Origin of the sequence: Agromyces sp. H17E-10 (genome assembly GCF_022919715.1) — a bacterium.
Taxonomy (GTDB): Bacteria; Actinomycetota; Actinomycetes; order Actinomycetales; family Microbacteriaceae; genus Agromyces.
In genome coordinates this window covers 2,987,757-3,004,485 of the sequence record NZ_CP095042.1, presented here as the reverse complement: position 1 = coordinate 3,004,485, position 16,729 = coordinate 2,987,757, and the positions used below count along the sequence as shown (strand labels likewise).

The following is a 16,729-nucleotide window of genomic DNA, read 5'->3' as shown; positions in this document are numbered from 1 at the left end:
GTGCCCGCGGTCAGCGACGCACCGCGCGCGGCCAGTCGGGCGTCGCCCGGAGCTCGCCATCGTGTCCGACGGCGAGCACATCGACGTCGAACCGCTCGGCGAGGTCGTCGAGCGCGGCATGGCCGCCCGCGACGATCGCCGTGGCGAGCACGTCGGCGGTCACGAGGTCCCCCGCGGCCACGCTCACCTGCACGAACGGCGTTCGGGCGAGGCCTGCGAGCGTCCAGATATGGTCGCCGCGCTCGGCACTGCCCGACGTCGCGACCGCGCGCCGTCGCGCGCCGTCGAGCTCGTGACCGGCGAGGATCAGCCCGCGGTCGGACGGGTCGGCGATGCCGACGCGTACCGGGGCCGCGGCCGCGGCGTGGCGGGCGGGGTCCGCTTCGGCGATGAGAATGTCGCCGCCCGCGTCGATCGCCCATCCGACACGGCCCGCACGATCCAGGGCCGCGCCCGCATCGGCCACGGCGAGCGCCTTCACGATGCCGTCGAGGTCGATCACGCCGTCGGGTCGATGCGGCGTGAAGCTTCCGTCGGTGCGATCGCGCCACGCGAGCGCGAGCGCGTAGGCGTCGCGGAGCTCGGCGCTCGCCTCGGGAAGCAACAGCTCACCGCTCGCCACCCGGCTGAGCTCCGACCGTGGGTCGAACAGGCTGAATCGGCGCTCCCAGCGGTCGAACACCTCAACCACCATGTCGACCGCGGCTCGGTCGTCGTGCGAGGCCGATGCCGCGGCATCCGGTTCAGCCCCGACCGACGGCGTGCCGGGCCGCACGCTCACGACCGTGCCCATAGCGGCGAACGCGCCCGGCGGGAGTGCGGTCGTCATCCGGTGAAGCCCGCCGCGTCGAGCGCGGACTGCAACGACTGCAGGTAGGCCGCGCTTGTGTAGGTCGCGCCGCTCACGAACGACACCGAGGCCGTCTGCGCCTGGAGCACCGCCGAGCGCAGCACGGGCGCGGCGCGGTTGCTGATCTGCACGCTCCGTCCGTCGTGGTCGGTGAGGTGCAGCGGGGTCACGTCGGCGATCGCGCCGCCCGAGATCGTGACCTGCACCTGCACGTCGCCGAAGCGGGTCGAGACGGTCTGACCCGCGTAGGTGCCGTCGGCGGCTGTGGAAGCGGAGTCGCCGGAACCCGAGTCGCCGGAGCCGGCGTCACCTGAACCGGTGGAGCCCGCGGACGAGCCCGACCCGCTGCCGGAATCGCTCGGCGTCAGGGCGTCGAAATCGACGGTGCCCGAGCCGGTGCTCGTGCCCGCGCCAGTGCCGGTGCTGGAGCCCGTGCCCGCGGACGCGTTCGTGACGGCGGGCGTGCCGGTGGCGGTCAGGCTCGCGGTTGCCGCCTGACCGAGTTGCCAGCCCCCGAGGATCGCGGCGGCCGATGCCGCCGAGGCCAGGATGATCGCACGTCGTCTCACCAGTCGAACCTCTCGTGATGGATCTGCTCGGGCGAGAGCCCGGCCGCCCGGGCCTCGGCGATGAGGTGCTCGGCCCAGCCGCGCGGGCCGCAGACGTAGAGGTCGCTGTCGCGCACGGCCGGCACGAGGGCTGCGAGGTCGAGGCCCTGTCGCTCCGCGGAATCCGGCAGCCAGCCCCGGCCCCGCGCGCCGGGCACGGTCAGGAGCGTCGCGCCGCGCGCCCGGCAGAGCGCCGCGACCTCGTCGAGCAGCCAGCCCTGGTCGACGCCGGTCGTGCGGAGGACGACCGTCGCCTCCCCCGGCCGGAAGGTCGCATGCTCGAGCAGCGACCGGATCGGGGTGACCCCGATGCCAGCGCCGACGAGCGTGATGCGGTCGCGCGTGCGGGCGGCCTCGCTGAAGATGCCGTACGGCCCCTCGAGCGCCACCCGCGTGCCCGGCGCGACCCCCGCGAGCGACGCCGAGCCGTCACCGAGCGCCCGGACCGTGATGCGCAGCCGGTCGCCACGCGGCACCGCCGAGAGCGAGTACGGGTGCGCCTGCCACCACTGCCCGGCCGCGAGGAACCGCCAGATGAAGAACTGCCCGCCGGCGGCCGCGAGGGTCTCGAGTCGCCGACCGCGCATCGTGATCGAGAACACGCCGTCGCCGGCCACGCCGCCCCCGACCGGAGCGACCGACTCGACGACGAGCCGGTGCCGCAGGGACACCACGATCGGCATGACGAACCGGTACAGGGCGATCGCCGTGAAGCTCGCGACCACGAGGGCGAGCCAGTACCAGCGCTGCCAGCCGCCCTCGGCGAAGAGCCCGCCGACGCTGAACTGGTGCGGCAGCGCGGCGAGCACCGCCGCGTACGACAGCAGGTGCACGAGCTGCCAGACCTCGTAGCGCAGGCGACGGCGCACCGCGACGAGCGAGGTGACCACGACCGTCACGAACAGCGTGAAGCCGAGCATCGCGAGCGGGAGGTCGGGCAGGTTCCAGATCGACACGACCTCGCTCACGACGTCGACCCCGTCGGCGACGGTGTAACCCGCGACGAGCAGCAGACCGTGGGCGATCAGCAGGTACAGCACGGGCTTGCCGAGCCGGCCGTGCAGCGCCATCGCGGCATCGTGGCCGACTGCGCGTTCGATGAACGGAACGCGGGCGGCGAGCACCAGCATGACGAGCACGAGATCGGTCGCCGCGAGGCCCGCGATGATGCCGAGCGACGTGAGCGCGGCGCCCGGGTCGCCGAAGCGGGATGCTCCGCCGTCGGCGAGGAACAGGGCGATCGCGACCGCGACCGAAGCCACGGCGAGCGCCTGCAGCAGGTCGACGCGCCACAGCCGCTTGGTGCCGCGCACCGCACGGTCGCCGAGTCGACGAGCGGGTCGCTCGAGGTGTCGGGCGTCGTGCACGAGGAAGGCCATGCGCACATCGTGCGCGCCGCGCCTATCGCCGATCGATGAGGAGGCTGTGCGCGCGCTGGGAATGCGAACGCCAGCAGCCGTTCGTCAGGGGCGCCGCGGGCCGACGCTCGGCGTCGCGGTCGTGGGCGGCGGCATCGGCACGACCTCCACGAATCGACGGGCCGCGAGCACTGCGACGACGCCGGCCGCTGCACCGAGCGCGGTCTCGAGCACGCGGTCGCCGATGAGCCCGGCGACCGGCACGGGCGACGCGAGGTGGGCGACGACGAGCGCCATCGGCGTGACGAAGACGAGCGCCGCGCCGTAGTGCCGGGTGACGAGCACCTCGGCGGCGAACTGGCACACCGCGACCACGCCGACGAGCACCCACACCGAGGGGTCGGGCCACAGCACGAGCGCCGTCACCGCGACGCCGACGAGTGTGCCGAGCACCCGGTGCGCCGCCCGCGAGACGGTGTGCGCGGCTCGGGCCGGCGGGATGACCGCGATCGCCGAGACCACCGCCCAGTACGGATGGCCGAGGCCGAGCGCGAGCGCGACCCCGCCTGCGGCGAGCGCGGCGAGCACGTTCTGGGCGACGTTGAGCCAGAGTCGGGGATCGGTGTGCCCCCGCCGACGTGTGGGCGTGCGGCGTGGGAGCGGCTTGAACGCCCGGTCGGCGCGGTCGCCCGCGAGCCTCCGGAGCAGCCACCCCGACATCGCGAGCAGCCACGCGAAGGCCGCGGCCGCCCACGCGACGCCCCACCGCTGCCAGCCCGTGCCGTCGTCGACGGGCTGCGCCGCGCACACGAGCAGGCCGAACACCGCGAAGAGCGGCGTCGACGGCGTCACGCCGAGCAGGTTGAAGCCGACGATCACCGCGCTCACGACGAGCACGAGCGCTCCGGCCTGCACGGCGAGCGGGGCGCCGGAGGCCGACAGCAGGATGCCGAGCCCGGTCGCACCGAGCTGCGCCGCAGCCGCCGCCGTCACGGTGCGCAACCGGGTGCCGTACGGCTCACTGCGGCCGAAGATGGCGACCATGCCGCCGAACGCCGCGTACGACGCCCAGTCGACGCGGCCGACCGCGACGAGGATCGCGAGCGGCACCGCCGCGGCCACCGCCGCCCGGAGCGCGACCTCGAGGTCGAGCGCGCGGACCGACCGCCACCAGCGGTCGAGGCTCGCGTGCGCGGCGCTCACGCGAGGCGCCCGAGTGCGAGCGCGGCGTACGCGAGCGCCGCCACGGTCTCGCCGTCGGTGATCTCGCCGGACCGCACCATGCGCATCGTCTCGGCCCACGGCACCGCCCGCACGGCGGAGATGCCCTCTTCGAGGCGGCTCTCGTGCGAGGCGTCCGCGCCGTCGGTCGCGTCGCCCGCGACGCCCGTGCCACCGCGGGCCGGGCGCGCGCCCGTCGCGAGGAACACGTGCTCGACCGCGCGGGCGATGCCGTTGAGCGCGGTCATGCGCCCGATCGCACGCCACTCGGATGCCTCGTACCCGGTCTCCTCCGCGAGCTCGCGCTGGGCGGCGACGAGCGGGTCTTCGCCGTCGGTGCCGCCCGCGGGCACCTCGACCGACGGGCCGACGGTGTGCCGGTCGACCGTCACGAGCAGTACCTCGTCGTCACCGGTGAGCGCGACGACGAACGCGGCCGGATGCGCCATCTCGACGACGCCGTAGATGCCGTCGCCGCCGTCGGGGCGCACGACCTCGTCCTCGACGACGCGGATCCACGGGTTCTCGTAGACGGTGCGCGAAGATCGGGTCGGCCAGGTCATGCGGACGCGCTCAGAGCTTCTCGATCGGTGCGATCTTGATGAGCAGCTTCTTCTGGCCGGCGCGGTCGAACGACACGTGCGCGATCTTCTTCGTGCCCTCGCCCGTGACCTGGGTGACCTTGCCCTCGCCGAAGTCGGTGTGCCGGATGCGGTCGCCGGCCTCGAGCGTCAGGTCGCCGTTGTCGCGCACGGTGCCGGTGACCTTGTTGGCCCACTCCGCCTTCGGCCGGGCGCTCTTCGTGACGCTGAACCGCTCGAGGTCGCGGTCGCGGGTGCCCCAGGCACCGCCGTCGCGGCGGGCGTTGAGCGCCCGCGGCTGCGTGCCGCCGCGGCTCGTCGCCATGCCGGGCGACTGCCGCCAGTCGATGAGGCCCTCGGGGATCTCCTGCAGGTAGCGGCTCGGCATGGCGACGGCCACCTCGCCGAACTGCGCTCGGCTCATCGCGAGCGAGATGAAGAGTCGCTTGCGGGCCCGTGTGATGCCGACGTAGAAGAGCCGGCGCTCCTCGGCCGGCCCGCCGGGCTCGGAAGCCGACATCTGGTGCGGCAGCAGCCCCTCTTCGAGGCCCGTGAGGAACACCGCATGGTACTCGAGGCCCTTCGCGGTGTGCAGCGTCATGAGCGAGACCGTGCCCGAGGCGTCGTCGAGCTCGTCGGCAGCCGCGACGAGCGACACCTGGGTGAGGAAGTCGACGAGCGTCGCGCCCGGGTTCTCGCGGTCGAAGTCGCGGGTCTGCGCCACGAGCTCCTCGACGTTCTCGGCGCGGGTCTCGTCTTGCGGGTCGCGGCTGTTGCGGAGCGCGTCGAGGAGCCCCGACCGCTCGAGCAGGAACACGAGCACGTCGGAGACCTTCGCACCCGACACCCCGGTGGCCGCACCCGCCGAGGCACCCGCCGTGGGGTTGCCGTCGGCATCGGTCGAACCGCCGGGCGCAGCCAGCATGGCGGCCGCCTCGTCGAGCACGTCGGCGAGCGCGAGGATCGCCCCCGTGACCTTCGGCCCGAGCCCGAGGCCCCCGCCGCCCGCATCGCCTCGCGGAACGTCACCTCGTTCTGCTCGGCGAACTGGGCGATCGCGGTCTCGGTCGCGGGGCCGATTCCGCGCTTGGGGGTGTTGAGGATGCGACGGAGCGCGAGTTCGTCGAGCGGATTCGCGACCGAGACGAGGTACGCCATCGCGTCCTTGATCTCGGCGCGCTCGTAGAACTTCGTACCGCCGACGACGCGATAGGGCAGCGCCGAGCGCACGAAGATCTCCTCCAGGGCACGCGTCTGCGCGTTCGTGCGGTAGAAGACGGCGATGTCGCGGTACGCGACGCCGGCCCGGTGCAGCGACTCGATCTCGTCGGCGACGAACTGCGCCTCGTCGTGCGCCGTGTAGCCCGTGTAGCCGATGATCTGGTCGCCGTCGCCGTCGGCCGTCCAGAGCTTCTTGTCTTTTCGGTCGAAGTTGTTCGAGATGACCGCGTTCGCCGCCGACAGGATGTTCTGCGTCGACCGGTAGTTCTGCTCGAGGAGCACGACCCGCGCCCCCGGGAAGTCGCGCTCGAACTCGACGATGTTGCGGATGTCGGCCCCGCGGAACGCGTAGATCGACTGGTCGGAGTCACCGACGACCGTGAGCGAGGCGCCCGGGATCGCACCCGTCGCGTCGGTGAGGCCCCGCACGAGGATGCCGTGCTCGTCGAGGTCGCGCACGACGGCCGGCTCGATGGGCCGGGTGAGCTCGCGGATGAGCGCGTACTGCGCGTGGTTCGTGTCCTGGTACTCGTCGACGAGCAGGTGCCGGAACCGGCGCTGGTAGAGCGCCGCGACCTTCGGGAACGCACGGAACAGGTACACGGTCTCGGCGATCAGGTCGTCGAAGTCGAGCGCGGACGCCTCGCGCAGGCGCCGCGTGTACTGCCGGAAGATCTCGAGGAACATGACCTCTTGCGGGTCGTTGGTGTTCGCGTTGCGCGCGTACGTCTCGACGTCGGCGAGCTCGTTCTTGAGCTTCGAGATCTTCGCCTGGGCGCTCGCGGGCGTGAAGCCCATCGTGTCGGCGTCGAGCTCTTTGATGATGCGCTTCAGGATCGTGCGCTGGTCGGCGGAGTCGTAGATCGTGAAGGTCGAGCTCAGCCCGAGCGACTCGGCCTCGCGGCGCAGGATGCGCACGCACGCCGAGTGGAACGTCGAGATCCACATGCCCGACGCGCTGTCGCCGAGCAACGCCTGCACGCGCTCGCGCATCTCGGCGGCGGCCTTGTTCGTGAACGTGATCGCGAGGATCTGGCTCGGCCAGGCCTCACGCGTCTCGATGAGGTGCGCGATGCGGTGCGTGAGCACTCGGGTCTTGCCCGAGCCCGCCCCGGCGACGATGAGGAGCGCCGGGCCGCGGTACTCCACCGCCTCCTTCTGCTGCGGGTTGAGGCCGTCGGTCAGGCGCGAACCGGGGCCGGATGCCGCGGCCGATGCGTCGGTGGAATGTGCGGGCGGCGCCTCGCGCCAGCCGGCCGGGTCGTCGGGGTCGAGGATCAGCGTCATGTCGCCTTCAAGTCTAGGCGCGGCCCCCGACACTCCTCCCGGTGGTCGAGTAGCGCAGCGTATCGAGACCCGTCGCCCGGTTTCGAGACGGTCGCTGCACTCCCTCCTCAACCAGCCGGCGTCAGAATGTCGTAACATTTGCGCACCCCCAGCGAAGGACGACGATGACCGATCGCGCAGCGACGACCCCTGCCCCCGACACCACCCCTGGCACCCCGCCGTGGCGCTACGCCGTCGGCATGTTCGGCACCTCGATCCCGATCAACATGATCAAGGGGTCGATGATCCTCTACTACGTCGACATCCTCGGCCTCGACGTGCGCGTCTACGGCGCGGTCATGATCGTGTACGCGGTCATCGACGCGATCGACAATCCCGTGCTCGGCTTCCTGTCGGACCGCACCCGCACCCGCTGGGGCCGGCGCCGCCCGTGGCTCGTCGTCGGCGCGCCGCTCCTCGCGGCGAGCATGATCGGATTCTTCTCGGCGCCGACCTCGCTCGACGGCCTGGCGCTCGTCGCCTGGTTCGCGGTGTTCGCGATCCTCTGCGAGGCGTTCGACTCGATGCTGAACGCCAACTACGGCGCGCTCCTGCCCGAGCTCTTCCCGCGCGAGCGCAACCGCGCCGTCGCGAACTCGCTCCGGCAGGCGTTCCAGCTCGTCGCGCTCGTGCTCTCGCTCGCGGTCACGCCACTGCTCACGACGTCGGTCTTCGGCACCGAGGACACGACCACGGGCTTCACCACCACGGCGATCATCTACGGCGTCATCGCCGTCGCCGTCATCCTCTTCATGGCGTTCAGCGCGAAGGAGAACCCCCGCTACGCGACTCACGAGCGGCCGCGGTTCTTCGCCACCCTGCTCACCATCGTCCGCAATCCGCGCTTCTGGTCGATCGGGGTCGCGGGTGCCTGCTACGCGAGCGCGATGGCCCTCGTGCTCGCCGGGCTCCAGCTCTACGTGCGCTACTCGCTCGGCCTTCCGGTCGCGAACGCGCTCTACCTGCAGGGCGCCGTCATCCTGTGCTCGGTCGGCGGCCTCGCCGTCTGGACGCGGGTCGTGCGGCGCAAGGGCGCGGCGTTCACGTGGCGGCTCGCCTTCGTCGTGCTGGCCGTGAGCTTCGTGCCGCTCTTCTTCGCGAACGATCTCGTCACCGCGCTCCTCGCCGGCGTCCTCGTGGGCATCGGCTACTCGGGCATGCTCGCCACGAACGACCTCATCGTCGCCCGGGTGCTCGACGACGACGCCCGCCGGCACGGCCAGCACCGCGAGGGCCTGTTCCTCTCCGCCTTCGGCTTCTTCGGTCGGCTCAACGGCATCATCACGGGCCTCGCCCTCGCCTCGCTCGGCGTGTTCTTCGGCTACTACTCGGGCGACGATCCGGGCACGCAGGCCGATGTCGCCTACCGCGTCTACCTCTGCGTCTACCCGTTCGTGCTCTGCTCGATCGGCGCCGTGCTCGCGCGGTTCATCCGGGTGCCCGAGGGCCTCTCCGAATCGGAGGTCGACGCGACGGCCACCGTCGCCCAGGCCGCGGCCCGCGCGGCCGACGACGACACCGTGCGATGACCAGGCGTCTCGTCATCACCGCCGACGACCTCGGCCGCGAGGCCGGGAGCGCACTGGCGATCGCCGAACTCGCCGCCGACGGCGCGATCACGGCGACCACGGCGATCGTCGTCGGCCCGGCCGTCGAGGAGGGCGTCGCCGCGGTGACGGCGTCCGGCCTCGTCCCGCACCTGCACGCGACGCTCTCGAGCGAGGGCGGCATGACGCCGTGGCGGCCCCTCACGACCGGTCGATCGCTCGTGACGGCGGACGGCACCCTGCCCGACGATCCCGTCGCGGTCGGCCAGCGCGCGCAGCCCGCCGACGTCGCGGCGGAGCTCGCCGCGCAACTCGCGTGGCTGCATGCCCGCGGCATCCGCCCCGCCGCCCTCGACTCGCACTCGGGCACGCTCTACGGCCTGACCGGCCGCTCCTTCCTCGGCGAGGCGCTCGCGCTCGCCGCCCGTCACGGCATGGGGTTCCGGCTGCCGCGCGACCCGGAGCTCTACCTCGGCGGCGCGCTGGTGCCCGAGCTCCGCGAGCTGCACGCGCAGGCGGTCGCGGCGGCCGATGCCGCGGGTGTCGCGCTGCCCGCGTCGATCGCGACGAACCGCCGCACCGCCGACGACCTCGGCGGCTACGACGCACTGCGCGAACAGTACCGGCGCATCCTCGGCGCGCTCCCCGCGGGCACGAGCGAGCTGTTCCTGCACCCGGCGCCCGAGCACGCGGTCGCCGGACCGGACGGCATCATCCGGGCGTGGGAGCTCCGACTGCTGCGCGACGAGGCGTTCCGCGGGGCACTCGAGGCCGAGGGGTTCGAGCTCGTCGCCGAGTGGTGAACGTCACGCCGTGAAGTCGGCTCGCGCCTCCACCCCGAGGTCGGGATGGTCGACGAAGACGCCGTCGACGCCCGTCGCGAGCACGTCGGCGAACTCCCCCGCCCAGTCGCCGTAACCGGCTCGAGCGGAACCGCGCCGCCTCGCCGCCGTGAGGAAGCGGTTCTCGGGCCTGAGCGTCCACGTGTAGACCTCGAGTCCTGCGGCATGCGCGGTCGAGACGAGGGCGGCTCCGCGCAACGGCGGCGCCGAGGCATCCCCCCGCCGTTTCGGGTCAGGGCCGACGAGCCGGCCCTTGCCGACGCTGACACCGTCGAACCGGCCCGTCAGCCCGGCGAGGCCGTCGGCGGTGACGAGATCGTCGTACCGGGGCGCGCGGCGGCCCTGCGCGAGCACGAGGTCCCAGGGGCTGCCCGAGTTCTCGATGAGCGCGATGCGCCTGCCGCGGATGCCTCGCGCCGCGAGCCGGTCGAGCAGGGTGGGCTCGAACGCCTCCATGATCAGCCGTTCGTCGCCCGAGCCCCAGCCCGCCGCCGCGAGCTCGGCGGCGAAGAGTTCGTCGAGCGGCAGCCCGATCGCGGCGAAGTGGGCGGCGTGCTTGAACTCGGCGACCATGCGGATCATGCGGCGCTGCTCGTCGGCGGCCGTGTCGATCAGTTCGAACAGGTCGCGCAACCGGATCACCGGGTAGCGCCCGTCGAAGCTCGCGCTCGCCGGCCGCAGCGAACCCAGTCGTTCGCGGGCGCGCAGGGTCGCGAGCTCGGCCCACGTGAAGTCCTCGGTGAACCACCCCGTGAGCGGGGAGCCATCGACCTCGCGCGTCGTGCGCCGGCCCGCGAACTCGGGCCGGGACGCGACATCCGTGGTGCCCGAGATCTCGTTCTCGTGCCGCAGCACGAGCACGCCGTCGCGGGTCGACACGATGTCGGGCTCGACCGCGTCGGCGCCGAGCGCGAAGGCGAGCTCGTACGACGAGCGGGTGTGCTCCGGTCGGTAGCCCGGGGCGCCGCGGTGTCCGATGACGAGCGGGCGGCGGGCCTTCACGGGCTGCATCTGCCCAGACTAACGACCGACCCGCCGGCCGCCGGCCCGGTCGCGGCGGAATTCCGCGAGAACTCTCGGCGTTGTCTCGAACACATCCGATAGGTTTGTTACCTGGCACGGATGCCGCATCCGGTCGCCGATCCCCCGCATCCGACGACAGCCGAAAGCAGAGGAACCCATGGCTCTCGACAATCCCGCATTCTCGCGGAACTCCGCCTTCTCGCAGCAGGGAGCCGTGGCCGCAGCGCAAGACATCTCGGCCCAGCAGCTGCAGGAGATGTACAACCAGCCGGCGACCCCGCCCGCCGGCGAGACGATGGCCGTCGAGACGACGATCGCGAAGTCCGTCGCGGGCTTCGGCCTGCTGCTCGTCGGCGCCGCGATCGGCTGGCTGACGCTCGACACCCTGCCCTTCCTCTGGGTCGGCGCGGGCATCGTCGGCTTCGTGCTCGCGCTCGTCAACGTCTTCAAGCGCGAGCCGTCGCCCGCGCTGATCCTCGCCTACTCGGCCGTGCAGGGCGTCTTCGTCGGCGGCATCTCGGCCTGGTACGAGCTGTCGTTCGGCGGCGGCATCGTCGCACAGGCCGTGCTCGCGACGCTCGTCGTGTTCGGCGTGACCCTCGCGCTCTTCGCCTCGGGCAAGATCCGCGCGTCGAAGAAGGCGACCAAGGTCTTCCTCATCGCGATGGTCGGGTACCTCGTGTTCTCGCTCGTGAACTGGGGCCTCATGGTCTTCGGCGTGAACAGCAACCCGTGGGGCCTTCGCGGCACGGAGATCGCCGGCATCCCCCTCGGGCTCATCCTCGGCGTGCTCGTCGTGATCATGGCGGCGTACTCGCTCGTGCTCGACTTCGACTTCATCCAGCAGGGCGTGCGCAACCGCGCCCCGAAGAAGTACGAGTGGACCGGCGTCTTCGGCATCATGGTCACCGTCATCTGGCTCTACCTCGAGATCCTGCGCATGCTCGCCATCGCGCGCAACTAGCGTCTCGCGCACTTCGAAACGGCCGTCCCTCTCGGAGGGGGCGGCCGTTCGGCGTTCGGAGCTCAGTACCCGAACGCCGCCGCGGCCGCCCTGATCGCGTCGGCGGATGCCGCGAGCTGGGCGCGCTCGCGCTCGGAGAACGGCGTGCCGACGATCGGCCGGGCGCCCTCGCCGTCGACGACGCTCGGCAGCGACAGCGCGACGCCCTCGAGCTCGGGGATCGCGGGTCCGTGCACGGTGCTCACGGGGAGCACGGCGTGCTCGTCACGCAGCACGGCCTCGACGATGCGGGCGCCGGTGAGCCCGATCGCGTAGTTCGTGGCGCCCTTGCCGCGGATGACCGTGTATGCCGCATCGCGCACCTCACGGGCGATGCGGTCGAGCTCGTCAGCCGTGAACCGGTCGCCGCCCCGCCAGTCGAGGATCGGCACCGGCCCGATGCGCGCCTCCGACCAGAGCGGGAACTCGGTGTCGCCGTGCTCGCCGACGATGTTCGCGTGCACGCTCGACGTCGAGACGCCCGCACGTTCGGCGAGGAGCCAGCGCAGGCGCGACGTGTCGAGCACGGTCCCCGAGCCGAACACCCGCTCGGGCGGCAGTCCCGTGATGCGCTGCGCCGCGACCGTGAGCACGTCGACGGGGTTCGTCACGAGGATGACGACGGCACCGGGCGCGCGCTCGAGCAGCGCAGGCAGCAGTCGCTCGAGGATGCCGACGTTCGTCGCGGCGAGATCCATGCGCGTCTGGCCCGGCTCCTGCTTCGCACCGGCGGTGACGACGATGACGTGCGAGCCCTCGACGACGGCCAGGTCGGCGCCGCCGACGACCCGCGATCGCGTGAACTGGGTGCCGTGGGCGAGGTCGAGCACCTCGGCCTCGACCTTCTCGGCCGCGATGTCGTACAGGGCGACCTCGGCCGCCGAGTCCCTGATGAGCGCGGCGTAGGCGAGGCTCGACCCCACCGCCCCGGCCCCGACGACGGTCAGCTTGCTGTTCTCGACGACACCCATGCCGCCAGTCTGGCAGCCCGTTCCGAAATGCGGCACTGCTCGTCACGCCGGCGCCGGAACGACGAACGGCCGCCCGAAGGCGGCCGTTCACGTCAGGGAGTGATCACTCCCACTCGATGGTCCCCGGCGGCTTCGACGTGACGTCGAGCACGACGCGGTTGACCTCGCGCACCTCGTTGGTGATGCGGTTCGAGATCTTCGCGAGCACGTCGTAGGGCAGGCGGGTCCAGTCGGCGGTCATCGCGTCTTCGCTGGAGACGGGGCGCAGCACGATCGGGTGGCCGTAGGTGCGGCCGTCGCCCTGCACGCCCACCGAGCGCACGTCGGCGAGCAGCACGACCGGGCACTGCCAGATCTCCTGGTCGAGCCCCGCCTTGGTGAGCTCTTCACGGGCGATCGCGTCGGCGTCGCGCAGCAGCTCGAGCCGGTCGCGGGTGACCTCGCCGACGATGCGGATGCCGAGACCCGGGCCGGGGAACGGCTGGCGGCCGACGATCGCCTCGGGCAGGCCCAACTCGCGGCCGATCGCGCGCACCTCGTCCTTGAAGAGGGTGCGCAGCGGCTCGACCAGCTCGAACTGCAGGTCTTCGGGGAGACCGCCGACGTTGTGGTGGCTCTTGATGTTCGCGGTGCCCGAACCGCCGCCCGACTCGACGACGTCGGGATACAGCGTGCCCTGTACGAGGAACTTGATGGGCTGGCCGTCGGCGGCGGCCTCCGCGATGAGGTCGCGCTCGGCGGCCTCGAACGCGCGGATGAACTCGCGGCCGATGATCTTGCGCTTCTCCTCGGGGTCGGTGACCCCGGCGAGCGCGTCGAGGAACGTGTCCTCGGCGTCGATCGTGACGAGACGCACGCCGGTCGCGGCGACGTAGTCGTTCTGCACCTGCTCGCGCTCGCCCTTGCGCAGCAGCCCGTGGTCGACGAAGACCGCGGTGAGCTGGTCGCCGACGGCGCGCTGCACGAGCGCGGTCGAGACGGCCGAGTCGACGCCGCCCGAGAGCGCGGAGATGACGCGCGCGTCACCCACCTGCTCGCGGATGCGGGCGACCTGCTCGGCGATGACGTTGCCCGAGTTCCACTCGGCGGGGATGCCGGCTGCCCGGTGCAGGAAGTTCTCGATGATGCCCTGGCCGAACGGCGTGTGCTTCACCTCGGGGTGCCACTGCACGCCGTAGAGCTTGCGCTCGTCGTTCGCGAACGCGGCGACCGGGGTCGACTCGGTCGAGGCGAGCACGTCGAAGCCCTCGGGGGCGCGGGCGACCGAGTCGCCGTGGCTCATCCACACGGTCTGCGCGGCGGGCTGGTCGACGAGAAGGGCGTTGACCGAGCCACCGTCAACGGGCTCAGTCGTCACGTTCGCGGCGGTCGCGCCGTACTCGCGGGCGCCGGTCTCGGCGACCTCGCCGCCGAAGTGGCGCGCCATGACCTGGAAGCCGTAGCAGATGCCGAGCGTCGGCACGCCGAGCTCGAGGATCTCCTCGTCGAGCTGCGGGGCGCCCTGCTCGTACACCGACGAGGGCCCGCCCGACAGCACGATGCCGATCGGGTTCTTCGCGCGCACCTCGTCGGCCGAGATCGAGTGCGGCACGATCTCGGAGTACACGGACGCCTCGCGCACGCGTCGGGCGATCAGCTGCGCGTACTGCGCGCCGAAGTCGACGACGAGGACGGGCCTCTGCTCGGTCTGCTGGTCGGTCACTGCTGTGCCTCCACGGAGTCGGGGGTGGGGTCGGATGCCTCGGGGGTGACCGGGGCCGCGGCGGCGTCGCCGGCGACGGACGCGGCTTCGCGCCGGTCGAGGTACGTGCGCACCTCGCGCCCGATGCGCGCCTCGAGGAAGAACGAGAGGAACGGGATGATGCCGCCGAGCGCGATCACGATGAACCGCGTGAACGGCCAGCGCATGAGGCTCCAGAGGCGGAAGTCGCTGAAGAGGTACACGACGTAGAACCAGCCGTGGGCGATGAGGATGCCGGTCGAGAGGTTCACGCCCTGACCGGTCGACTCGAGGCCCGACGCCGTCTCGAGCACCGGTTCGAAGGTCACGAACCCGTTGGGGCCGAACGCGAAGAGCTCGTAGTGGAACACGTACTTCACGATCATCTCGGCGCAGAGCAGCAGCAGCATGACGCCGGTGATGACCGAGGCCACCTGGTAGAACTTCAGCGCCCCGCGAATGCGCGGCAGATCGGCGAGTTTGGGCTCGAGGGGCATGCGTACAGTCTACGTGGCGTCGGCTGGGCGAAGCCCCAGCAGGAAGCGGCGCAGCATCGCGACGGCGTCGTCGATGCCCCGGTCGGGTTCGGGCGAGCCGGCGTTCGCGATCGCGACCTCGTTGAGCGCCCCCGACAGCATCGTCGCGACGGTGTCGAGCGCGCGGTCGTCGATGACCCCGGCGGCGGCGAGCTCGGCGACGCCCTCGTCGAGCAACCGGACGCTCGACTCGAGGTCGCCCTCGCGCCACTCCCCCCAGCCGAGCACGGCCGGGCCCTCGACGAGCAGGATGCGACGGACCTCGGGTGCGAGGCTCGCCTCGAGGAACGCCCGGCAGCCGGCGAGGAACCCCTCGAGCACCTCGTCGTGGTCGGCCGTCGCCTGTTCGACGGCACTCGCGACACCCAGCTGCGCCTGCTCGACGACCGCCTGGAAGAGCCCGCGCTTGCTGCCGAAGTGGTGGTAGAGCGCGCCTCGGGTGAGACCGGCCTCGCTCATCACGTCGTCGAGCGCGACCCCCGCGTAGCCGTCGGCGGCGAATCGCCGGGTCGCGATGCGCACGATCTCGGCGCGCGTGCGATCGCGCTGTTCGGCCTTCGTCGCCACGTGCCCTCCCGGTTGACATGCACACTGTACGTCACCGATCATGACACATACATACAGTGTGTATGTATTTTCCGCGTGCACCCGGCACCACTCCGAGGAGGAACTCAATGCTGCTCAGTTGCTACCCCGTGCTCGGCTCGACCGACGTCGCGGCGAGCGCGCGCTTCTACCGCGAGCACTTCGGATTCGACACCGCCTTCGAGGCCGACTGGTACGTGAGCCTGCGGCATCCCGACGGCGGGCACGAGCTCGCGCTGCTCGACCCCGCTCACGAGTCGGTTCCGGCGGGCTATGGCGCTGCCGCGCGCGGCGTGCTCGTCAACCTCGAGGTCGACGACGTCGACGAGATCGCGGCCCGGCTCGCGGCATCCGGGGTGCCGATCGTGCAGGCGCTCCGCAGCGAGCCGTTCGGACAACGCCACGTGATCGTCAGCGACCCCGGCGGCGTGCTCGTCGACGTGATCACCGAGATCGAGCCGTCACCCGAGTTCGTCGCCGCCTTCGGCGGGTGATCCGGCGCCGGCTGTCGCCTCGGCCTCGTCGCGCTCGCGTTCGACCGCGTCGCGCACGAGCCGGTACCAGAGGTAGATCGCGAAGCCCGCGAACACCGCCCACTCCACCGCGTAGAAGACGTTCAGCCAGTTGAGCTCGGCCGTCTGCTCGGGCGGCGGCGACGAGATCGCGTCGAGCCCGGCGACGGGCTCAGCGGCCGTGATGTAGCCGAAGTAGGCCGGCTTGTCGTCGTAGTCGGCCCACAGGTTCACGAGTTGGGCCGACGCCACCGTCGTCATCGTGAACGGATCGGCGTCGGCGTCGGGTGCGACCGGCGCCTCGCTCGGCAGGAACCGGCCGACGATGCTCACCTGCGACGTGCCGTCGAGCCCCGCCTCGAACTCGTCGATCGCGGCACGCACCTGCTGCTCGTCGGGCGCCCAGCCGAGGGCGATCGGGATGCCTCCGGCCGGGGCATCCGCGACCTCGAGGTGGGCGACCGCCCAGTAGCCGAGGACGCCCTCGTTGAGCCGACCCTCGACGATGACCGTGTCACCCGGCACGTAGGTGCCGGTGACCTCGACGCGTTGGGCGGTCGACACCTGGCGGGTCGGCGCGTCGGGTTCGGCGACGCCGTCGAACGGCACCACCTTCTCGGTCGGCCGTTCGACGACGACCGCCTGCTCGACGGCGCGCTCGATCTGCCACTGGCCGAGGAGGGCGAAGCCCGCGGCGACGGCGAGCGCGGCGAGGAGCGCGGCGATCCAGCGCGGGCGCAGCATCATGCGCACGACGGCGCGGCGTGAGTCGGCGGACACGATCGACAAGCCTACCCGCGCGCGGCTGTGAACCCGGTGGTCGAG

General features: G+C 72.0%; 15 protein-coding genes and 1 pseudogene. 4 read left to right on the top strand and 12 right to left on the bottom strand.

What is annotated here, in order from left to right; translation table 11 throughout:
* Nucleotides 1-10 precede the first annotated feature (10 nt).
* The 6 genes and pseudogenes from MUN74_RS13665 to MUN74_RS13640 all read right to left on the bottom strand — a co-directional run bounded on the left by MUN74_RS13665 (nucleotide 11) and on the right by MUN74_RS13640 (nucleotide 7,126).
* Nucleotides 11-829 (bottom strand): FAD:protein FMN transferase, encoded by an 819-nt coding sequence (locus MUN74_RS13665; RefSeq protein ID WP_244852903.1) that lies wholly within the window; start codon nucleotides 827-829, stop codon nucleotides 11-13.
* On the bottom strand, nucleotides 826-1,419 hold the full coding sequence (locus tag MUN74_RS13660; RefSeq protein ID WP_244852902.1) for an FMN-binding protein: 594 nt from the start codon (nucleotides 1,417-1,419) through the stop codon (nucleotides 826-828). The genes MUN74_RS13665 and MUN74_RS13660 overlap by 4 nt, the downstream gene beginning before the upstream one ends.
* On the bottom strand, nucleotides 1,416-2,837 hold the full coding sequence (locus tag MUN74_RS13655; RefSeq protein ID WP_244852900.1) for a ferredoxin reductase family protein: 1,422 nt from the start codon (nucleotides 2,835-2,837) through the stop codon (nucleotides 1,416-1,418). Before MUN74_RS13655 ends, MUN74_RS13660 begins: the two co-directional genes overlap by 4 nt.
* An 84-nt stretch (nucleotides 2,838-2,921) precedes the next feature.
* Entirely contained in the window at nucleotides 2,922-4,019 is a 1,098-nt protein-coding gene (locus tag MUN74_RS13650; protein WP_244852898.1) for an FUSC family protein, read from the bottom strand.
* On the bottom strand, nucleotides 4,016-4,600 hold the full coding sequence (locus MUN74_RS13645; RefSeq protein WP_244852896.1) for an NUDIX domain-containing protein: 585 nt from the start codon (nucleotides 4,598-4,600) through the stop codon (nucleotides 4,016-4,018). Before MUN74_RS13645 ends, MUN74_RS13650 begins: the two co-directional genes overlap by 4 nt.
* Before the next feature lie 10 nt (nucleotides 4,601-4,610).
* Nucleotides 4,611-7,126: pseudogene (locus MUN74_RS13640) on the bottom strand (ATP-dependent helicase).
* Nucleotides 7,127-7,290: 164 nt separating this feature from the next.
* Here MUN74_RS13640 and MUN74_RS13635 point away from each other — a divergent pair.
* Together MUN74_RS13635 and MUN74_RS13630 are read left to right on the top strand one after the other, a co-directional pair.
* Entirely contained in the window at nucleotides 7,291-8,694 is a 1,404-nt protein-coding gene (locus tag MUN74_RS13635; RefSeq protein WP_244852894.1) for an MFS transporter, read from the top strand.
* On the top strand, nucleotides 8,691-9,515 hold the full coding sequence (locus tag MUN74_RS13630) for a carbohydrate deacetylase (protein ID WP_244852892.1): 825 nt from the start codon (nucleotides 8,691-8,693) through the stop codon (nucleotides 9,513-9,515). The genes MUN74_RS13635 and MUN74_RS13630 overlap by 4 nt, the downstream gene beginning before the upstream one ends.
* Before the next feature lie 3 nt (nucleotides 9,516-9,518).
* Here the strand turns inward: MUN74_RS13630 and MUN74_RS13625 are convergent, their stop codons facing one another.
* Complete coding sequence (locus MUN74_RS13625; protein ID WP_244856459.1) at nucleotides 9,519-10,556, bottom strand: glycerophosphodiester phosphodiesterase family protein; 1,038 nt, start codon at nucleotides 10,554-10,556, stop codon at nucleotides 9,519-9,521.
* Nucleotides 10,557-10,734: 178 nt separating this feature from the next.
* Between MUN74_RS13625 and MUN74_RS13620 the strand changes: the two genes are divergently transcribed.
* A complete protein-coding gene (locus MUN74_RS13620) occupies nucleotides 10,735-11,541 on the top strand; it encodes a Bax inhibitor-1/YccA family protein (protein WP_244852890.1) in 807 nt (268 codons plus the stop codon).
* A gap of 62 nt (nucleotides 11,542-11,603) precedes the next feature.
* Here MUN74_RS13620 and MUN74_RS13615 read toward each other — a convergent pair whose 3' ends face one another.
* The 4 genes from MUN74_RS13615 to MUN74_RS13600 all read right to left on the bottom strand — a co-directional run bounded on the left by MUN74_RS13615 (nucleotide 11,604) and on the right by MUN74_RS13600 (nucleotide 15,374).
* Nucleotides 11,604-12,551 (bottom strand): L-lactate dehydrogenase, encoded by a 948-nt coding sequence (locus MUN74_RS13615; protein WP_244852888.1) that lies wholly within the window; start codon nucleotides 12,549-12,551, stop codon nucleotides 11,604-11,606.
* A gap of 103 nt (nucleotides 12,552-12,654) precedes the next feature.
* On the bottom strand, nucleotides 12,655-14,253 hold the full coding sequence (gene guaA, locus MUN74_RS13610; protein WP_244852886.1) for a glutamine-hydrolyzing GMP synthase: 1,599 nt from the start codon (nucleotides 14,251-14,253) through the stop codon (nucleotides 12,655-12,657).
* Entirely contained in the window at nucleotides 14,250-14,768 is a 519-nt protein-coding gene (locus MUN74_RS13605; RefSeq protein ID WP_244852885.1) for a DUF3817 domain-containing protein, read from the bottom strand. Before MUN74_RS13605 ends, guaA begins: the two co-directional genes overlap by 4 nt.
* Before the next feature lie 9 nt (nucleotides 14,769-14,777).
* The gene (locus MUN74_RS13600) at nucleotides 14,778-15,374 is read right to left on the bottom strand and encodes a TetR/AcrR family transcriptional regulator (RefSeq protein ID WP_244852883.1); all 597 of its coding nucleotides are present in this window, start codon (nucleotides 15,372-15,374) and stop codon (nucleotides 14,778-14,780) included.
* 107 nt (nucleotides 15,375-15,481) lie between these two features.
* On the opposite strand from MUN74_RS13600, the gene MUN74_RS13595 reads away from it, so the two are divergent.
* Nucleotides 15,482-15,886, top strand: coding sequence for a VOC family protein (locus MUN74_RS13595; protein ID WP_244852881.1), 405 nt, complete (start codon nucleotides 15,482-15,484; stop codon nucleotides 15,884-15,886).
* On the opposite strand, the gene MUN74_RS13590 is transcribed toward MUN74_RS13595, so the two are convergent.
* Entirely contained in the window at nucleotides 15,854-16,684 is an 831-nt protein-coding gene (locus MUN74_RS13590; protein ID WP_244852879.1) for an SURF1 family protein, read from the bottom strand. The two genes, MUN74_RS13595 and MUN74_RS13590, sit on opposite strands and share 33 nt — an antisense overlap.
* Nucleotides 16,685-16,729 lie beyond the last annotated feature (45 nt).

What these genes read in the sequence shown, in the direction of transcription:
- MUN74_RS13630 (WP_244852892.1), top strand. Translation starts at nt 8,691, where the DNA reads ATGACCAGGCGTCTCGTCATCACCGCCGACGACCTCGGCCGCGAGGCC.
- MUN74_RS13615 (WP_244852888.1), bottom strand. Translation starts at nt 12,551, where the DNA reads ATGGGTGTCGTCGAGAACAGCAAGCTGACCGTCGTCGGGGCCGGGGCG.
- MUN74_RS13605 (WP_244852885.1), bottom strand. Translation starts at nt 14,768, where the DNA reads ATGCCCCTCGAGCCCAAACTCGCCGATCTGCCGCGCATTCGCGGGGCG.
- MUN74_RS13645 (WP_244852896.1), bottom strand. Translation starts at nt 4,600, where the DNA reads ATGACCTGGCCGACCCGATCTTCGCGCACCGTCTACGAGAACCCGTGG.
- MUN74_RS13655 (WP_244852900.1), bottom strand. Translation starts at nt 2,837, where the DNA reads ATGGCCTTCCTCGTGCACGACGCCCGACACCTCGAGCGACCCGCTCGT.
- MUN74_RS13665 (WP_244852903.1), bottom strand. Translation starts at nt 829, where the DNA reads ATGACGACCGCACTCCCGCCGGGCGCGTTCGCCGCTATGGGCACGGTC.
- MUN74_RS13620 (WP_244852890.1), top strand. Translation starts at nt 10,735, where the DNA reads ATGGCTCTCGACAATCCCGCATTCTCGCGGAACTCCGCCTTCTCGCAG.
- MUN74_RS13635 (WP_244852894.1), top strand. Translation starts at nt 7,291, where the DNA reads ATGACCGATCGCGCAGCGACGACCCCTGCCCCCGACACCACCCCTGGC.
- MUN74_RS13595 (WP_244852881.1), top strand. Translation starts at nt 15,482, where the DNA reads ATGCTGCTCAGTTGCTACCCCGTGCTCGGCTCGACCGACGTCGCGGCG.